General features: G+C 70.5%; 15 protein-coding genes. 12 read left to right on the top strand and 3 right to left on the bottom strand.

The genetic code is table 11. The features are described 5' to 3' along the window. Positions 1–60: 60 nt before the first annotated feature. The 5 genes from BLW09_RS08595 to leuA all read left to right on the top strand — a co-directional run bounded on the left by BLW09_RS08595 (position 61) and on the right by leuA (position 8,071). Positions 61–816, top strand: coding sequence for an ABC transporter ATP-binding protein (locus BLW09_RS08595; protein WP_089911120.1), 756 nt, complete (start codon positions 61–63; stop codon positions 814–816). Further along, positions 813–2,258, top strand: a complete 1,446-nt coding sequence (locus BLW09_RS08590; RefSeq protein ID WP_089911118.1) for an ABC transporter permease — start codon at positions 813–815, stop codon at positions 2,256–2,258. The genes BLW09_RS08595 and BLW09_RS08590 overlap by 4 nt, the downstream gene beginning before the upstream one ends. A 177-nt stretch (positions 2,259–2,435) precedes the next feature. Then, a complete protein-coding gene (locus BLW09_RS08585; RefSeq protein WP_089911114.1) occupies positions 2,436–3,677 on the top strand; it encodes an alpha/beta hydrolase in 1,242 nt (413 codons plus the stop codon). Continuing rightward, entirely contained in the window at positions 3,674–6,160 is a 2,487-nt protein-coding gene (locus BLW09_RS08580) for a bifunctional lysylphosphatidylglycerol flippase/synthetase MprF (RefSeq protein ID WP_089911111.1), read from the top strand. The genes BLW09_RS08585 and BLW09_RS08580 overlap by 4 nt, the downstream gene beginning before the upstream one ends. A 138-nt stretch (positions 6,161–6,298) precedes the next feature. Beyond that, the gene (leuA, locus tag BLW09_RS08575; protein WP_089911108.1) at positions 6,299–8,071 is read left to right on the top strand and encodes a 2-isopropylmalate synthase; all 1,773 of its coding nucleotides are present in this window, start codon (positions 6,299–6,301) and stop codon (positions 8,069–8,071) included. Positions 8,072–8,210: 139 nt separating this feature from the next. On the opposite strand, the gene BLW09_RS08570 is transcribed toward leuA, so the two are convergent. Continuing rightward, a complete protein-coding gene (locus tag BLW09_RS08570; RefSeq protein ID WP_089911105.1) occupies positions 8,211–8,972 on the bottom strand; it encodes a trimeric intracellular cation channel family protein in 762 nt (253 codons plus the stop codon). A 153-nt stretch (positions 8,973–9,125) separates the two neighbouring features. On the opposite strand from BLW09_RS08570, the gene recO reads away from it, so the two are divergent. The 4 genes from recO to BLW09_RS19265 are packed head-to-tail and all read left to right on the top strand — an operon-like array spanning position 9,126 to position 11,507. Next, on the top strand, positions 9,126–9,866 hold the full coding sequence (gene recO, locus BLW09_RS08565) for a DNA repair protein RecO (protein WP_089875707.1): 741 nt from the start codon (positions 9,126–9,128) through the stop codon (positions 9,864–9,866). Beyond that, positions 9,863–10,687, top strand: coding sequence for an isoprenyl transferase (locus tag BLW09_RS08560; RefSeq protein ID WP_089911103.1), 825 nt, complete (start codon positions 9,863–9,865; stop codon positions 10,685–10,687). Before recO ends, BLW09_RS08560 begins: the two co-directional genes overlap by 4 nt. Before the next feature lie 29 nt (positions 10,688–10,716). Next, positions 10,717–11,388 (top strand): DsbA family oxidoreductase, encoded by a 672-nt coding sequence (locus BLW09_RS08555; protein ID WP_089911100.1) that lies wholly within the window; start codon positions 10,717–10,719, stop codon positions 11,386–11,388. Continuing rightward, positions 11,385–11,507, top strand: a complete 123-nt coding sequence (locus tag BLW09_RS19265) for a hypothetical protein (RefSeq protein WP_269457908.1) — start codon at positions 11,385–11,387, stop codon at positions 11,505–11,507. The genes BLW09_RS08555 and BLW09_RS19265 overlap by 4 nt, the downstream gene beginning before the upstream one ends. Positions 11,508–11,558: 51 nt before the next feature. Here the strand turns inward: BLW09_RS19265 and BLW09_RS18915 are convergent, their stop codons facing one another. Further along, positions 11,559–12,440: an endonuclease domain-containing protein gene (locus BLW09_RS18915; RefSeq protein WP_157696921.1), complete on the bottom strand. Its 882-nt coding sequence runs from the start codon at positions 12,438–12,440 to the stop codon at positions 11,559–11,561. A gap of 118 nt (positions 12,441–12,558) precedes the next feature. Beyond that, on the bottom strand, positions 12,559–13,077 hold the full coding sequence (locus BLW09_RS08545; RefSeq protein WP_442911290.1) for an aminoacyl-tRNA deacylase: 519 nt from the start codon (positions 13,075–13,077) through the stop codon (positions 12,559–12,561). A 33-nt stretch (positions 13,078–13,110) separates the two neighbouring features. On the opposite strand from BLW09_RS08545, the gene dusB reads away from it, so the two are divergent. The 3 genes from dusB to BLW09_RS18910 all read left to right on the top strand — a co-directional run bounded on the left by dusB (position 13,111) and on the right by BLW09_RS18910 (position 17,096). Further along, complete coding sequence (gene dusB, locus BLW09_RS08540) at positions 13,111–14,301, top strand: tRNA dihydrouridine synthase DusB (RefSeq protein ID WP_089911090.1); 1,191 nt, start codon at positions 13,111–13,113, stop codon at positions 14,299–14,301. Position 14,302: 1 nt separating this feature from the next. Next, the gene (locus tag BLW09_RS08535) at positions 14,303–15,595 is read left to right on the top strand and encodes a deoxyguanosinetriphosphate triphosphohydrolase (protein WP_442911289.1); all 1,293 of its coding nucleotides are present in this window, start codon (positions 14,303–14,305) and stop codon (positions 15,593–15,595) included. A 118-nt stretch (positions 15,596–15,713) separates the two neighbouring features. Continuing rightward, positions 15,714–17,096 carry a DUF4282 domain-containing protein gene (locus BLW09_RS18910; protein WP_157696920.1) on the top strand — a complete coding sequence of 461 codons (1,383 nt, stop codon included), beginning with the start codon at positions 15,714–15,716 and terminating at the stop codon, positions 17,094–17,096. The last annotated feature ends 67 nt before the right edge of the window (positions 17,097–17,163 follow it).

The following is a 17,163-nucleotide window of genomic DNA, read 5'->3' as shown; positions in this document are numbered from 1 at the left end:
GACACAGGATCGCTCCACCGCCCGATCCGGGCGCGGAGACGCGTCCCTAGCGTTGAGGGCATGGAGCTGACTCTCACAGAAACGGTGGCGCGCGTCGAAGCGGCCACGAAGACCTACGGCACGGGCGCTGGCCGGGTGAACGCGCTCGACGGCGTCACCTTAGGGATCCCGGCAGGCCGGTTCACGGCCGTCATGGGGCCGAGCGGCTCCGGCAAGTCGACCCTCATGCACGTCATGGCCGGACTCGACTCCGTGACCGGCGGCCGCGTGTTCCTCGGCGACACCGAGATCACGCACATGGGGGATGCGGAGCTCACCCTGCTGCGCCGCCGTCGGATCGGCTTCGTCTTCCAGTCCTTCAACCTCGTGCCGACCCTCGACGTGCGGGGCAACATCCTGCTGCCGTTCGAGCTCGACGGCCGCCGGCCGACCCGCGAGCAGAGCGAGTGGATCGACCACCTGGTCGACACCCTCGGCCTCGGCGGCCGCCTGACCCACCGACCGCACGAGCTGTCCGGCGGTCAGCAGCAGCGCGCGGCGATCGTCCGCGCCCTCGCGACGCGGCCCGACCTCGTCTTCGCGGACGAGCCGACCGGCAACCTCGACTCCCGGACGGGCCGCGAGGTGCTCGGGGTGCTCCAGGAGGCCGCGCGGACGTTCGGGCAGAGCATCGCCATGGTGACCCACGACCCGGTGGCGGCGAGCTACGCCGACCACATCGTCTTCCTGGCCGACGGCCGGGTCGCGGCCGAACGCGCGCAGTCGCCGGCCGAGGAGATCTCGTCGTTCATGCTCGGGATGGAGGCTCACGCGTGAGCCGGCCCTTCTCGGCCTTCCGGGCGAATGCGCGCGACCACCGCGCGGGCATCCTGGTCGCAGCGCTCAGCTCGGCTTTCGGCGTCGCCCTCGTCGGCGGGGTGGATGTGCTGGCGGCGTTCATCGGCGGATCGTCGATGGGGGAGCGAGCCAGCGTCCAGCTCGCCCTCGCGATCGTCGCGGGCATCTTCTTCGTGGTCGCGGTCTACGTCGGCGCCATCGTCACGACGAACACCTTCGCCACTGTGATCGCCGGCCGCACCCGCACCATCGCCCTGCTGCGGCTGATCGGCTCCAGCGCCCGGGCCCAGCGTCGCTCGGTCGCCGGCGAGGGTCTCGCGGTCGGCCTGATCGGCGCCGCCGTCGGCGGGGCGGCCGCCGCCGTGCTCTCGCTGCTCGCGGTGCGCCTGCTCGTCATGACCGGCGTGCTGCCCGAGGCGCAGTACCCCGTGCTCAGCCTCCTGATGGTGCCTCCCGCGGTGGTGGTCGTGCTCACCACCTGGCTCGCCTCGTGGGTGGGCAGCCGCCGGGTGCTCGCGGTGACGCCGGTGCAGGCGCTGGGCGCCGCCCAGGAGCGTCCCGCCGCCGCTGTGCGCAGCCGCGGACGGCTCGCGGTGTCGCTCGTCCTCATCCTGTCCGGAACGGCCCTGCTGGTCCTCGGGTTGCTCCTCGGCACGGGCACCTTCGTGCGCGTCAGCGCGGCGCTCGCCCAGCTGTCGTCCTACGGTGTGCTCGTCGCGCTGCCCGGCGGCATCCTCTCCTTCACGGGGATCGTGCTGGCCGCGCCGTTCTTCCTGCCGGCGGTGCTGCGCGCGATCGGACTGCTCCTCGGCCGCGGCGCCGCCGGACGTCTGGCCGCGGCCAATGCCGTGCGCAACCCCGAGCGGAGCTCCCGCACCGCGATCGGTCTCGTCATCGGGGTGACGCTGATCACGATGTTCGTCGTCGCGGCATCCACCTGGCAGCAGTTGATCCGCGATGCCCAGGCGAACGAGCCGGGGATGTACCAGGGGGCCGACGAGATCATCGGCGGCACGATGACGGTGTTCACCGTCCTCGTCGGATTCTCCGCGATGATCGCGGCGTGCGGCGTCGTCAACACGCTCTCGCTGAGCGTCCTGCAGAGGGGCCGGGAGCTCGGGCTCCTGCGGGCACTCGGCTTCACTGCCGCCCAGGTGCGTCGGATGGTGCTCGCCGAAAGCGCGCAGCTGACCGTCGCCTCTGTGCTGACTGGGCTCGCGCTGGGAACCGTCTACGGCTGGATCGGCGCGCAGTCCCTGCTCGGGATGATCCCCGGCGGAGGCGTCCTCGCGCCCGTCCTTCCCTGGCCGTTCCTGGCCGCGATCGTCCTCGGGGCGGCTGTCCTCGCCGTGGTCGCCGCGCTCGCGCCGACCCGCCGGGCCACCCGCGTGTCGCCCGTCGCGGCCCTCGCCGTGGAGTGACACACCCTGGTGGTTGCCTGAACTCTCACAGAGCTTCAGCTATCGATGAACTGATACCGGAATAATGAGGCGTCCGCCCCGTCCCGCTCCCCGGGCCGCCCCCGAGAGGATCCCTCCCTGAACTGGCTGAACACGCTGAGGATCGACAAGCCGCCGTTCCTCATCACGCTGGATGTCGTGGCGGCACTCCTCGCGCTCTACCTTCTCGCACGGCCCACCTGGCGCCGGACCCTGGCCGGGCTGATCGCCGCGCTGGCCGGGGGCCTGGCCGGATGGTTCCTGGTGTGGCTGGTCACCGACGTCTTCGACGTGTTCGGCGTCGCCCTGACGCCGGTGACGACGCTGTGGACCGCGCTCGGCTTCGGCGGCGTCAGCCTCGCGGTGGCGAACCTGTTCCGCTCCCGCTGGTGGCGCAAGGTGGTCGCGATCGTGAGCATCCCGGTGTTCCTCGCGGCGGCCTTCTGCGGCATCAACGCGGACTTCGGCGCGTACCGCGATCTCAACGACGTGCTCGGGGTGGTGCCGTACGGCGCTCTCCAGCTGCACGCGGAGAAGGGGGAGGTCGTTGCCGGGACCGACTGGAAGGCGACCACGACTCCGGCCGCCGCGGGCGAGCTCCCGGCGAAGGGCGAGGTCGGCACCGTCCGCATCCCGGCGACCGAGTCGCGGTTCCCCGCCCGAAAGGCCGTCGTCTACCTCCCGCCCGTCGCGTTGACGGCGAACCCGCCGGCGCTGCCGGTGATGTACGCGCTCTCGGGCCAGCCGGGCGCCCCGGCCGACATGTTCACCGCCGGGGGACTGGCGCGGGCGATGGATGCATTCGCCGCCCAGCACGACGGTTACGCCCCGATCGTGGTCGCCGCCGACCAGCTGGGGGGACCCGGTCGCAATCCGATGTGCGTCGACTCCGCGGATTACGGGAACTCGGCGACGTATCTGCTGACGGATGTGCGGAATTGGGTGCGTTCTCACCTGCGAGTGAGCAGTGACCCGGCAGGATGGAGCGTGTTCGGCTACTCGCAGGGGGCGACCTGCGCGGTGCAGTTCGCGAGCGGGCGGCCGGACCTGTTCGGATCGGCGCTCGCGTCGTCGAGCGAGCTGGGACCGACACTGGGGAATGAGGCACTGACCATCAGCACGGGATTCGGTGGTTCGAAGCAGGCGTACGAGAAGGCGCAGCCGGCCGCGATGATGAAGGCGAACACGCCGTATCGCGACTCGGTGATGGTCTTCGGCGCAGGAGCCGACGACGCGAAGTACTCCGGGTTCGCCCGCACGCTGTACGAGGACGCACAGCGGGCGGGGATCCGCGCCGAGCTGCTCAGTTCGCCGGGCACGGCGCACGACTGGAAGACGGTGCGCTACGTGCTGGCGCACGGCTTCCCGGCGATCGCGCGGCAGCTGGGGCTGGGGTCGTGAAACCGGCCGCTCTCGCCCAGCGCGCCGGCCGCCTCATCGCGAGCCACCCGTTCACGACCGGGGTGACGCTGCTCATCCTCGTGCTCGCGCTCATCACCGGGCCCGTGCGCGGGCCGCACCGCCCGCTCCGCGGCTGGCTGGGTGCCGGAGCCGTTCAGCTGCTCGACGGCCACTGGTGGTCGCCGTTCACGGCCGTGCTCTTCACCGACGACCTGCTGGAGCTGATCGTCGTCCTGGTGCTGACCGTCCTGCTGGTCGGCGTGTCCGAACGGCTGATGGGCACCTGGCGCACGGCCCTCGCGTTCTTCGGCACCGCCGCCGTCGGCATCGTCGTCGGCGCGCTGGTGCAGGTGGCCGCGAACGACATCGGCGAGCTGTGGGCGCGGAACGTCCACGGACTGCTCGTGCTCGACGCGTTCACGGCGATCGGCGGGACGATCATGACCGCGAGCGCGTTCGCCGGGACGCTCTGGCGGCGCCGCATCCGCGTGATCACGCTGCTCGTCGCGATCATGTACCTCCTGTACTCCGGGATGCCGTCGGACCTCTACCGTCTGCTCGCCGTGCTCACCGGACTCGCGCTCGGTCCGCTGCTGCGGCAGACGAAGGTCACGGGCGGATGGCTGCGCAGCTCGCACCACGAGGTCCGGGTGCTGCTCGCCTCCGCTCTGACCATCACCGCCGTCGGACCGGTGATCGGACTCCTCGGCTCGACGCGGTACGGGCTGCTGTCACCGGTCGGCCTGCTGTTCAGCAACGAGGCCCCGAGCGCGACATCGGTGGTCGAGCGCTGCCAGGCGTTCGCCGTGACCCGGGAGTGCTTCCGCGAGCTGACCCTGGAGCGGATCAACGGTCTCGGCCCGGTGCTGCTCTCGGTGCTCCCGCTGCTCGTCCTGCTCGTTGCGGCGTACGGGCTCCTCCGCGGACGCCGGTTCGCGGTGTGGCTCGCGGTCGCCGTGAACGGACTGCTCGCGCTGCTCTCCGCCCTGTACTACGGCATCCTGCCCATCGCGTCCGCCCGGCCGTCGGTGTCGCCGCGGTACTGGGAGGTCACGTTCATCCTCGCGCTGTCGACGCTCGTGCCGCTCGCGATGGCGGTGCTGCTCGTGGTCTTCCGCCGTCACTTCACCGTGATGCCGTCGGCGAAGGCGGTGCGGAGATACCTGCTCCTGCTGCTCGGCACCGGTGTCGGCCTGGTCGCGATCTACGTCTTCGTGGGGTGGCTGCAGCGCGACACCGGCTTCACGCGTCCCATCGACGTCAGCGACCTCCTGGCGGATGTGCTCGAGCGCTTCGTGCCGGTGAGCTTCCTGCGGCGCGAGCCGGTCCAGTACCTGCCGACGACCCCCCTCGCCACCATCGTCTACCACAACATCGGAACGGTGTTCTGGCTCGTCGCCATCATCGGTGCCATCCCCGCCATGCTCGGGCGCGGGCTCCGGCGGCGCGGCACGACGGAGGATGCGCACGTGCGCGAGCTGCTGCACCGCGGCGGAGGCGACGCGATCTCCTTCATGGCGACGTGGCCGGGCAACTCGTACTGGTTCGACCCGATCGGCGGCGGCGCGATCGCCTACCGGGTGGAGGGGCGCGTCGCGCTGACCACGGGCGGGCCCTTCGGAGCGCTCGGCCCGCACGACGGCGCCATCCAGGGCTTCGCGCGCTTCTGCGACGACAACGGCTGGATCCCGGTGTTCTACAGCGTGGAGGCGCGCTACACGTCCCTGTTCGAACGCCTCGGCTGGTCCACGATGACCGTCGCGGAGGAGACCGTCATCCGTCCGCAGCTGTGGGCGACGACGGGCAAGAAGTGGCAGGACGTCCGGTCGTCGATCAACCGTGCCCAGCGTGCGGGCATCCGGGCGGAGTGGACGACGTTCGCCGCCCTCCCGCTCACGTCGGCCGTCCAGCTGTCCGACATCTCCGAGCAGTGGGTGGCCGAGAAGGACCTCCCGGAGATGGGGTTCACCCTCGGCGGGCTCGACGAGCTCCGCGACCCGGAGGTGCGGCTGATGCTGGCGGTGGACGAGAACGGCCGGATCGAGGCCGTCACCAGCTGGCTGCCGAGCTACCGCGCCGGTGTGGTCGTCGGCTGGACGCTCGACTTCATGCGGAGGCGCCCCGACAGCATCAACGGCGTGATGGAGTTCCTCATCGCCGAGGCCGCGACACGGATGAAGGACGACGGCATCGAGTTCATGTCGCTCTCCGCCGCGCCGCTCGCCCACACCGCGGCCACCCCGGACGGCGGCAAGGACACGATGGACCGGGTGCTCGGCTACCTCAGCTCCTCCCTCGAGCCGGTGTACGGTTTCCGGTCGCTGCTCAAGTTCAAGCAGAAGTTCCAGCCGGAGCTTCACCCGCTGATCATGGCCTATCCGGATCCGGTCGCGCTGCCCGCGATCGGCATCGCGCTGGTGCGCGCGTACCTGCCGGAGCTGTCCGTCCGGCAGGCCGCGACGTTCGTTCGGGGGCGCGGCTGAGCCGCGCGTGGTACCCTCGACCCTGTGTACGGTCTGCTCCTCCTTAGCTGCCGCGACGAGTCCTAGATCCGGGCCTCACTCGTCGCGGAGTTCGTCGTCGGCTCTCCACACCACACGAGCAGAGGATTCCTGAAGACCATGAAGAACACACAGGCGCCGAGCGCCATGCCGATCCACCGATACCGGCCGTTCCACGAGCAGATCCGCGTCGACCTGCCGGACCGCACCTGGCCGTCGAAGCGCATCACCCAGGCGCCCCGCTGGTGCGCCGTCGACCTGCGGGACGGCAACCAGGCGCTCATCGACCCGATGAGCCCCGAGCGCAAGCGCATCATGTTCGACCTGCTGGTGCGGCTGGGCTACAAGGAGATCGAGGTCGGCTTCCCGTCCGCGAGCCAGACCGACTTCGACTTCGTGCGCAGCCTGATCGAAGAGGGCGCCATCCCGGACGACGTGACGATCCAGGTGCTGACGCAGTCGCGCGAGCACCTGATCAAGCGCACGTACGAGTCGCTGGTCGGGGCGAAGCAGGCCATCGTCCACCTCTACAACTCCACGAGCATCCTGCAGCGGGACGTGGTGTTCCGCACCGACCAGCAGGGCATCATCGACATCGCGCTGAACGGCGCGCGGCTCTGCCGCCAGTTCGAAGAGCTGGTGCCCGGAACGACCATCTACTACGAATACTCGCCCGAGAGCTACACCGGCACCGAGCTGGAGTTCGCGGCCGACATCTGCAACCAGGTGCTGGAGGTGTTCGAGCCGACGCCGGAGCGGAAGGTCATCATCAACCTGCCGGCGACGGTCGAGATGGCGACGCCCAACGTCTACGCCGACTCGATCGAGTGGATGTCGCGGCACCTGAACCACCGCGAGAACGTCATCCTGTCGCTCCACCCGCACAACGACCGCGGCACGGCCGTGGCCGCCGCCGAGCTCGGGTACATGGCCGGAGCGGACCGCATCGAGGGGTGCCTGTTCGGCAACGGCGAGCGCACCGGCAACGTCGACCTGGTCACCCTGGGCGTCAACCTGTTCACGCAGGGCATCGACCCGCAGATCGACTTCAGCGACATCGACCAGATCAAGCGCACCGTCGAGCACTGCAACCAGCTGCCCGTCGGCGAGCGCAGCCCGTGGGGCGGCGACCTGGTCTTCACCGCGTTCAGCGGATCGCACCAGGACGCCATCAAGAAGGGCTTCGAGGCCATGGAGGCCGAAGCTGAGCGCACCGGCACGCCGGTCGACGACCTGGTCTGGGCCGTGCCGTACCTGCCGGTGGACCCGAAGGACCTGGGCCGCAGCTACGAGGCCGTCATCCGCGTCAACTCGCAGTCCGGCAAGGGCGGCGTCGCCTACCTGCTGAAGACGGACCACTCGCTCGACCTGCCGCGCAAGCTGCAGATCGAGTTCTCCGGAGTCGTTCAGGCGAAGACGGACGCCGAAGGCGGCGAGGTCACGAGCGACCAGATCTGGGCCGTGTTCCAGGACGAGTACCTGCCCGCGCCGGCCTCCGACCCGGACGCCAAGTGGGGCCGCTTCGAGCTGGGCAGCACGACGACCTCGAACGAGACGGGCGAGCATGTGGTGCTCACGGTGACCCTGCGCGACGGGGACACCGTCTCGAAGGCCACCGGTGAGGGCAACGGTCCGATCGCGGCCTTCTTCGACATCCTGCACCAGCACGGCGTCGACGCCCACCTGTACGACTACTCGCAGCACACGCTGTCGGCGAGCGAGTCCGCCCTCGCGGCGGCCTACGTCGAGGTGGATGTGGACGGCCAGCGCCGCTGGGGCGTCGGCATCGACGCGGACACCACGACGGCGTCGTTCAAGGCGGTCGTGTCCGCGGTGAACCGCGCGGTGCGTTCGACCGCTGGTCACGAGGCTCAGGAGCTCGTCTCCGCCTGACGCGCGTCCTCACGGAACCCGACATCCGCACCGGATGTCGGGTTCCGTCGCATCCGGGTCCGTGAGATTTGCGCCACATCGCGCGAAAGACGCCCCGATTCCCGAGATTTGCGCCAAATCGCGGGAGGAGGAGGGGCGTTCAGTCGCCCTTGTCGATGCGGTAGCGCGGGATCGCGCCGGTCTCGGTGCGCTCGTCCGTCTGTGCCGCGGTCTGACGGCGGGTGAACCGTGGCCACCGCATCCGGGGGATCCGGCCCAGCTCGCGCTGCTCCGGCAGACTCCAGCCGAAACGGACGGCCAGCAGCCGGATCACGAGCGTCACCACGACGCAGACGACCGCCGACGGGATCAGCGGGACGCCGACGTCGACCATCACCACCAGGACGATCGTCCCGGCTCCCGCCGCGACCGCGTACAGCGAGCCGACGTGCATCAGCGCGATCGGGAGGTTCAGCAGCATGTCGCGGAGGATCGAGCCGCCCACTGCCGAGACGACCCCGACGAAGACCGCAGGCACCTCGGGCAGACCGAGCGACAGCGCCTTGCTGGCGCCGATCGCGCCGAACAGCCCGATCGTCAACGCGTCGAGGAAGGTGATCAGGGGATCGAGCCGGCGGAAGAGCCGCACCAGCAGCATCCCGAGCAGCGCCGCGACCACGGTGATCGGCAGGTACCAGTTCGACTGCAGGGCGACCGGGGTGACGTTGAGCAGGATGTCGCGGAGGAGTCCGCCGCCGACGCCCGTGGCGACGCCGATGATGGCGACGCCGAGCAGATCGAGCCGGCGGTCGCGGAAGCCGGAGGCGAACATCGCGCCCTGCAGACTGCCAACGCCGACGGCGATGAGGTCGCCCCACAGCGGGATCGACAGGGCGCCGATGTCGACGGGGGTCGTGGTCACCCCCCATGTGTATCACGCGCGCGCGGTGGAGCTCAGGGGCAGCGCGGAGCGATGCCGCGACCCCAGCGCCGAGGGAGCCTGCGACCGAGGTAACCGTAAGTGCCGCGCCCGCCGCATCCGCCGCACTGTCAGCCGGGCGCGCGATACTGGAGTGTGCCTGTCTACCGTGATGAAGCCGTCGTGCTCCGAACCCACAAGCTGGGCGAAGCCGACCGCATCGTCACCATGCTCAGCAGGCAGCACGGCAAGATCCGTGCGGTCGCGAAAGGCGTGCGGCGCACGGCCTCCCGGTTCGGATCCCGGCTGGAGCCGTTCATGGTGGCCGACGTCCAGCTCTACGAGGGGCGCAGCCTCGACGTGATCACGCAGGCCGAGACTCTGGGCGCGTACGGAGCGCTCATCGCCGACGACTACGCCAGCTACACCGCGGCGAATGCCATGGTCGAGACGGCAGACCGGCTGACGGACGCCGAGCCGTCCATCCAGCAGTACCTCCTGCTCGTCGGCGCGTTGCGGTCGCTCTCCCGGCGGGAGCACGGCGCAGGCCTGACCCTCGACTCCTACCTGCTCCGCGCGCTGTCCCTCGCCGGATGGGCGCCCAGTTTCCAGGACTGCTCGCGCTGCGGCGCGCCCGGCCCGCACACGTCCGTCGTCGTCCAGCTCGGCGGGGTGGTCTGCGCGGACTGCGCTCCGCAGGGAGCCCCCAAGGTCGACGCCGACACGATCGCCCTGCTCGGCGCACTGCTGTCGGGCGACTGGGAGGCGGCGGAGGCGGCGCCCGACATCACGCGGAACCGGGCGAACGGCGTCGTCGCCGCGTACACCCAGTGGCATCTCGAACGCGGGCTGCGCTCGCTCCAGCACGTTCAGCACGACCAGAAGGCGAGTGGATGAGCCCCAAGCCGTACACGCACAAGGACGCGGTCGAGTACCGCCCGCTCGACTGGACCGGCGTGTATCCGCCCGCGTTCCCGGCCGGGAGCGTGCCGTCGCACGTCGCGATCGTCATGGACGGCAACGGCCGCTGGGCGAACCGCCGGGGCCTCACGCGCATCGAAGGGCACCGGGCGGGGGAGGCCGCGCTGCTGGATGTGGTGGCCGGCGCCATCCAGGCGGGCATCAAGCATTTGAGCGTCTACGCGTTCTCGACCGAGAACTGGAAGCGGTCGCCCGACGAGGTGCGCTTCCTGATGGGATTCAACCGGGACGTCCTGCACCGCCGCCGCGACCAGCTCAACGAGTGGGGCGTGCGGGTGCGCTGGGCGGGGCGGAAGCCGCGGCTGTGGTCGTCGGTCATCAAGGAGCTGCAGTTCGCCGAGCAGCTGACTGCGGGCAACGACGTGCTGACGCTGACGATGTGCGTCAACTACGGCGGCCGGACGGAGATCGCCGACGCCGTGCGCTCGATCGCCGACGAGGTGGCGGCCGGGCGGATGCGGCCGTCCGCGGTGAGCGAGAAGACCATCCAGCGTCACCTCTACCTGCCGGACATGCCGGACGTCGACCTCTTCGTGCGGAGCTCGGGGGAGCAGCGCACCAGCAATTTCCTGCTGTGGCAGAGCGCGTACGCCGAGATGGTGTTCCTCGACACGCTCTGGCCGGACTTCAGCCGCACCGATCTGTGGGATGCGGTGGAGCTGTACCTGCGCCGCAACCGCCGGTTCGGCGGGGCGGTGGACGCCCCGACGGCCGAATCCGCATCCACCGCGGAATAGACCGCAGCGGCGTGCGCGTTGCCTCTGAGGTGAGCGAACCCATCAAGATCGACATCTGGTCCGACATCGCGTGCCCCTGGTGCTACATCGGGAAGCGGAAGTTCGAGGCAGGGAGCGGCCTGTTCGCCGGCGCGGGCGACGGACGCGACGTCGAAGTCGAGTACCACTCCTTCGAACTGTCCCCGGACACGCCCGTCGACTTCGACGGAAGCGAGATCGACTTCCTCTCCGGCCACAAGGGTCTCCCCGCCGAGCAGGTGGAGCAGATGCTGGAGCGCGTGACGGGCATCGCCTCGTCGGTCGGGCTCGACTACGACTTCGACCACCTCAAGCACACCAACACCGTCAAGGCCCATGAGCTGCTGCACTTCGCCAAGGCGAACGGCAAGCAGCTGGAGCTGGCCGAGCGCCTGTTCCGCGCGTACTTCGTCGAGGGGCGTCACGTCGGTCGCATCGCCGACCTCGCCGATCTGGCGGCCGAGGTTGGCCTGGACCGGGAGGCGGCCCTCCAGGCTCTCGAATCGGAGCAGTACTTGGAGGACGTGCGCGCCGACCAGGCGACGGCCGGCGAGTACGGCATCAACGGCGTCCCGTTCTTCGTCATCGACGGGAAGTACGGCGTGTCGGGTGCGCAGGACGCGCAGACCTTCGCGCAGGTGCTCGAGCAGGTCTGGTCGGAGCGCGCGGCGGTGACCGCGTGACCGGCGCGGAGCCGGCCGCCGCCCCGGCCGCGGCGGCCGCGACCCCTGCGCGCCCCACGCTCATCCCGCTGGGCGGCGACGCCGCCCTCTGCGAGGGCGACACCTGCGTCCTCCCGTGATCTTGTTGACGCAACACGCCGTCGGAGCGTGATCCGCGACGGCGAGTCGTGTCATGTGGATGCCAGGGCGAGCCGGATACGGCGGATTGCCTCCACGGCGTTGCTGGACATGTGGGATTTGTTGATCCGCACGACCTCCCATCCGAGCGAGCGGATGCGCCACAGACGATCCACGTCGATGTAGTACTGCCGCGCATCCGTCCGGTGGTGGTCGCCGTCGTACTCCACGACGACGCGAGCGCTCGGAAATACCAGGTCGCCGTGCGCGGCGGCCTCCCCGTTCGCCCCGAGGATCCGGTAATCGACCGCGGGCTCGGGAAGCCCGGCGTCGACGATGGCGAGGCGAAGGATCGTCTCCATCGGAGACTCGGTGCGCGGCCGCACCCGCGACGTCGCCGAGCGGAGCCGGCGTATCCCCGGCCGACAGGGGCTCGCATCCACGGCGAGGACGAGATCGTCCACCGTCGCGAGCGGGTTCCGCTTCGCCAGCAGCGCATCGCCGAGCACGACCAGGTCGCGCTCCTGCAGCACGGACGCCATCTGACACCAGGTCTCGACCGGAGAGGAGACGGGGAGTCCGTGCAATGACACGATCGCGTCATCCGGCTGGCGAGTCTGGTGACCTCGTACTCCGACGTGGCGAGGAGCGCGCATCGGCGCTCGCGCCGACACATGCAGGGGGTCGGCATCCGTCATCGCGGCCGGCAGAGGGAGCCCGTGCAACAGTGCTGCCGTCACATGGCTGAAGAGCATCCGGGGGCCCATGGCGGGCAGGAAAGCGCGACACCGATCGATCAGATCCGTGGCCGGAGTCATGGCCCTGACGCCATGGTGCGGCTTCAGCAGGTCCGATCGGCGCAGGCGCGATCGCGAGACGCCCGCGACGCGAGCGTCCCAGGTCGAGAAGTTGTCGCCGAGTTGGAGGTCGTGCATGACGTCATGCTGTCAGCGGCCGGTCCCCGGCGTCCGGAACTCTCCACAGCCCACCCACCTGGTTGACGCAACACGCCGTCTCAGCCCTGGCCGCAACGGCGTGTTGCGTCAACCAGGGTTACTCGGGGTCGGTGATGTCGGCGACGGTCGCGTCGAAGCCGGCGATGAGGGCGTCCGCGTCGACGAAGAGGGAGTAGCCGTGCTCGCCTGCGCCCATGGAGACCCGGCGGCCGGGGATGGTGGCGTCGGCGATGACGGGCCAGGCGGTCGTGCTGCCGAACGGGGTGATGGTGCCGCGCTCGTAACCGGTGGCCGCGAACGCGACCGAGGCGTCCGGGAGCTGGAGCTTGTTGACCTGCAGCACGGAGCGCAGCTTTGGCCACGCGATCTTGCGCCCGCCGGGCACGAGTGCGAACACGAAGGTGTCGTCGCTGCGCTTCACCACGAGGGTCTTGACGATGTCGCCCGGCTGGATGCCGAGCAGCTCTGCGGCCTCCTCGAGGCTCCGTGCGGCGGGACGCTCCACGATGTCGACGTCGATGCCGCGGGCCCGCGCGTCGACGGAGACGCGCTCCCGTCCGGTGCTCACAGTTTCGCCAACGGGGGAGTTGTCCACGGATTCGGGGCTCTCGGCCATAGCTCAGCACGCTTTCTGGGAGAATCGAGTGAGATGTCTACCACTGCCACCCTAAGCCACGCGCCTCAGCTGACCATCGGTCCGCTGGGGCTCGACGTGCCGGTCGTCCTCGCGCCGATGGCCGGGATCACCAACACGGCGTTCCGCCGTCTCTGCCGCGAGTTCGGCGCCGGTCTCTACGTCAGCGAGATGATCACGTCGCGCGCGCTCGTCGAACGCACCCCGGAGTCGCTGCGCCTCATCACGCACCACGAGTCGGAGACTCCGCGCTCCATCCAGCTCTACGGGGTCGACCCGGTGACTGTGCGCGAAGCGGTGACGATGCTCGTCGCCGAAGACCGCGCCGACCACATCGACCTCAACTTCGGCTGCCCGGTGCCCAAGGTCACCCGCAAAGGCGGCGGCGCCGCGCTTCCCTGGAAGCTCGGGCTGTTCCGCGAGATCGTCGAGGGCGCCGTGCAGGCTGCCGGCGACATCCCGCTCACGATCAAGATGCGCAAGGGCATCGACAGCGACCATCTGACCTACCTGGAGGCAGGGCGCATCGCCGAAGGGGCGGGCGTCGCCTCGATGGCGCTGCACGCCCGCACGGCGGCGGAGTTCTACTCCGGCCACGCCGACTGGTCGGCGATCGCGAAGCTCAAGGAGACGGTGACCTCGACGCCGGTGCTCGGCAACGGCGACATCTGGTCGGCCGCCGACGCGATCCGGATGGTGGAGGAGACGGGCTGCGACGGCGTCGTGGTCGGCCGCGGCTGCCTCGGGCGGCCCTGGCTGTTCGGCGATCTCGCCGCCGCCTTCCGCGCGCGCGCAGGCGAGATCTCCGAGGCGGAGGCGCAGGCGGCGCAGGCCCACCCGACGCTCGGCCAGGTGGCCCAGACCTTCCGGCGCCACGCGGAGCTGCTCGTCGAGTTCTTCGACAGCGAGGAGCGCGGCTGCCGCGACATCCGCAAGCACGTCGCCTGGTACTTCAAGGGCTACCCGGTCGGCGGCGACCTGCGCGCGAGCCTCGCGACCGTCGACACGCTGGAGCACCTCGACGAACTGCTCGCCACGCTCGATGCCGACCAGGAGTACCCGGGCGAAGCGGCCGAGGGTCAGCGCGGCCGGGCCGGCTCGCCGAAGCGGCCCGCTCTGCCGGACGGCTGGCTGCAGAGCCGCGAGCTCGACGGTGCGCAGCGCGCCGAGGTCGCCGACGCGGAGGTGCACAACAGTGGTGGATGACGTGGCAGCGAGCACGGGCGCACCCGCCGTGCCGACCGCGGAGGCCTCCGCAGAAGACGGGTATTCCGAGCACGACCGGGAGCGCTGGCTGCCCGAGCAGCACTCGAACCGGCGCAGCGACTTCGCCCGCGACCGGGCCCGTCTGCTGCACTCCAGCGCGCTCCGCCGTCTCGCGGCGAAGACCCAGGTGCTCAGCCCGACGGCCGGGCTCGACTTCGCGCGCAACCGGCTGACCCACTCGCTCGAGGTCGCGCAGGTCGGCCGCGAGCTCGCCAACAGCCTCGGCCTCGACCCCGACATCGTCGACACCGCCTGCCTCGCCCACGACATCGGGCATCCGCCCTTCGGCCACAACGGCGAACGCGCGCTCAACTCCTGGGCCGACGACATCGGCGGCTTCGAGGGCAACGCGCAGACGCTGCGGCTGCTCAGCCGGCTCGAGCCGAAGGTGTTCGGGCGGGACGGCCGGCCGTACGGGCTCAACCTGACACGCGCCAGCCTCGACGCGAGCTGCAAGTATCCGTGGCCTGCGGCGTCCTCCGTCGCCGATCCGAGCGGGCGGGCCAAGTTCGGCTTCTACGCCGACGACCGCGCCGTCTTCGAGTGGATGCGCCAGGGCGCTCCCGAGCGCCAGCGCTGCATCGAGGCCCAGGTCATGGACCTCTCCGACGACATCGCCTATTCGGTGCACGACTTCGAGGACGCCGTGGTCAACGGCTACATCGACGTCGCAGCGCTCGGCAGCCGGGTCGATCACGAAGACCTCGTCCAGTCCATGCACGAGTGGATCGGCGGCGAGGTGAGCCACCAGGAGCTCATCGAGGCGTTCGACCGCCTCGACAGCATGGACATCTGGCTCGACGGCTGGGACGGTTCGCGCCGGTCGCAGGCCCGGCTGAAGAACCTCACCAGCCAGCTGATCGGCCGCTTCGCCCACGCCGCCGTCCACGCGACCAAGGAGGCCGCGGGCCGCGTCGACCTCATCCGGTTCGGCGCCGACGTCGTCGTCCCGACGGGAATCCAGGCCGAGATCGCGGTGCTGAAGGGCATCGTCGCGACCTTCGTGATGTCGCGCAACACGCGGCAGCCGATCTATGCACAGCAGCGTCAGATCCTGACAACGCTCGCCGACCTGCTCTACCAGCGCGGTCCGGCGGAGCTTGATCCGGGATTCGCCGAGGACTGGCGCGCGGCCGGCACGGACGAGGAGCGCAGACGCGTCGTCGTCGACCAGGTGGCCAGCCTCACGGACCAGTCCGCTCTCAGCTGGTACGAGCGTCTCGTGCAGCACTGACGCCGCATGAGCGGGCAGCGGCGCGGAACCGCTGTGAAGGGCACCATGCGCCGCGCGCCGGGCTTGTATACGGAGGCGCAGTGCAGAATGCTGGGAGTCAGGCTTCGGGAGGAGACGAATGAGCACCGCACTACCACCGTCCGACGGCGACCGCCCCGCAGAGGGGGAGTCTCCGGAGACGGCCGGCACCCCTCCGGAAGGGGCCGGGACCGCAACGCCCAGGGCGCGCGGGGGTGCGACTGCGGGTGCGGCCAGGACGCCGCGGGCGAACGGATCCTCCACCGCCCGGGCGGCGAAGACCTCGGCCAAGACGACCCCGAGGGCCTCGGCGACCCCGAGGGCCTCGACGGCGGCGAAGGCCTCGACGCCGGCGAAGTCTCCTGCGGGTAAGGCGGCCCCGGCGAAGACGACACCCGCCGAAGACGCTCCGGCGAAGACGACATCGGCCGGTGCGCGCAACGCGGGCAGCGCCAGTCCGGCCGCTGAGCCGAGTGAATCGACCGCCGCGGCGACCGGGCGCTCCGCGGGTTCGACCGCACGAACGCCCGCTGCCAAGAAGCCCACCACTTCGCGGACCCGCCGGACGACGGCGAAGTCCGCGCCGATCGCGCCAGAGGGCGAGGCTCCCGACATCATGGACGCGACCCTCGGCGCCCGCGAGCCGCTGGCGCGCACCACGGGCGCGGGCAGGAGCCGGAGCACATCGGCGCGCGACACCTCCACCTCGCCGGCCGAACCGCTGATCGAGGAGACTGCCGAGGGTACGCCGAGCACCGACAGCACCGACACATCCGGAGCCGCGGAGACCAAGCGTCTCCCGACCGCCGAGGAGCTCTACGCGCGTCCCGCGACCGCCGACACGGTGGCGGAGGCGCCCGCCGGCGCCGCGGTCGCATCCGCTGATGCCCCGACCGAGCGGATCGCCGCCGACACGACCGACACGAATCAGGAGGCCGCTGTGGACACGACAAAGGCAGCTGCGACGGACGTCCAGGCCACCGGCGCTGCTGGATCGCCGGCTGCGCCGTCCGAGGCACCCGCGCCGCCCGCCGCCGACGCATCCGCTCCTGTCGACGAAACGGCACCGACCGCACCCGACGCCGCACCCGGCGACCCCGCTGCCGGCCCCACCGCCGCCCAGCAGGCGGGCCGAGGCCGCACGGTCGGCTCCCTCGCCGACCGGCTCGACGACTCCCGGTTCTTCTCGTCGCTGTTCGATTTCACGTTCACCAACTACGTCACGCGCAAGCTCGCCGGTCCGGTGTACGTCGTCGGCCTGGTGCTCATCGCGCTCGGCATCATCGTCGGCTTCGCCAACTCGCTCACGTCCGCGATCGCGACGCACGCGCCGATCGGCGCATTCGTGTTCCTGTTCGGGGTGCTCATCACCCTGGTCGGGGCCATGCTGAGCGTGCTGCTGCTGCGCGTGGGCATCGAAGTGTTCTGCGCCATCATCGAGATCGCCCAGAACACGCGGCGTCGCCGTCCGCCGGGGGAGTGATCCCGTCCTCGGGCGAATCGCCCGCTCGATCGTCGTCGGATGATCGCCGCCGGATGATGGTCGGCGT

Source organism: Leifsonia sp. 21MFCrub1.1 (assembly GCF_900107895.1).
Taxonomy (GTDB): Bacteria; Actinomycetota; Actinomycetes; order Actinomycetales; family Microbacteriaceae; genus Leifsonia; species Leifsonia soli.
This window is presented reverse-complemented; position numbering and strand designations above follow the sequence as displayed.

Excerpts from the sequence above, each read along its gene's own strand:
- BLW09_RS08595 (WP_089911120.1), top strand. The coding sequence starts at position 61 with ATGGAGCTGACTCTCACAGAAACGGTGGCGCGCGTCGAAGCGGCCACG.
- leuA (WP_089911108.1), top strand. The coding sequence starts at position 6,299 with ATGAAGAACACACAGGCGCCGAGCGCCATGCCGATCCACCGATACCGG.
- BLW09_RS08560 (WP_089911103.1), top strand. The coding sequence starts at position 9,863 with ATGAGCCCCAAGCCGTACACGCACAAGGACGCGGTCGAGTACCGCCCG.
- BLW09_RS18915 (WP_157696921.1), bottom strand. The coding sequence starts at position 12,440 with ATGCACGACCTCCAACTCGGCGACAACTTCTCGACCTGGGACGCTCGC.
- BLW09_RS08545 (WP_442911290.1), bottom strand. The coding sequence starts at position 13,077 with ATGGCCGAGAGCCCCGAATCCGTGGACAACTCCCCCGTTGGCGAAACT.
- dusB (WP_089911090.1), top strand. The coding sequence starts at position 13,111 with ATGTCTACCACTGCCACCCTAAGCCACGCGCCTCAGCTGACCATCGGT.
- BLW09_RS18910 (WP_157696920.1), top strand. The coding sequence starts at position 15,714 with ATGAGCACCGCACTACCACCGTCCGACGGCGACCGCCCCGCAGAGGGG.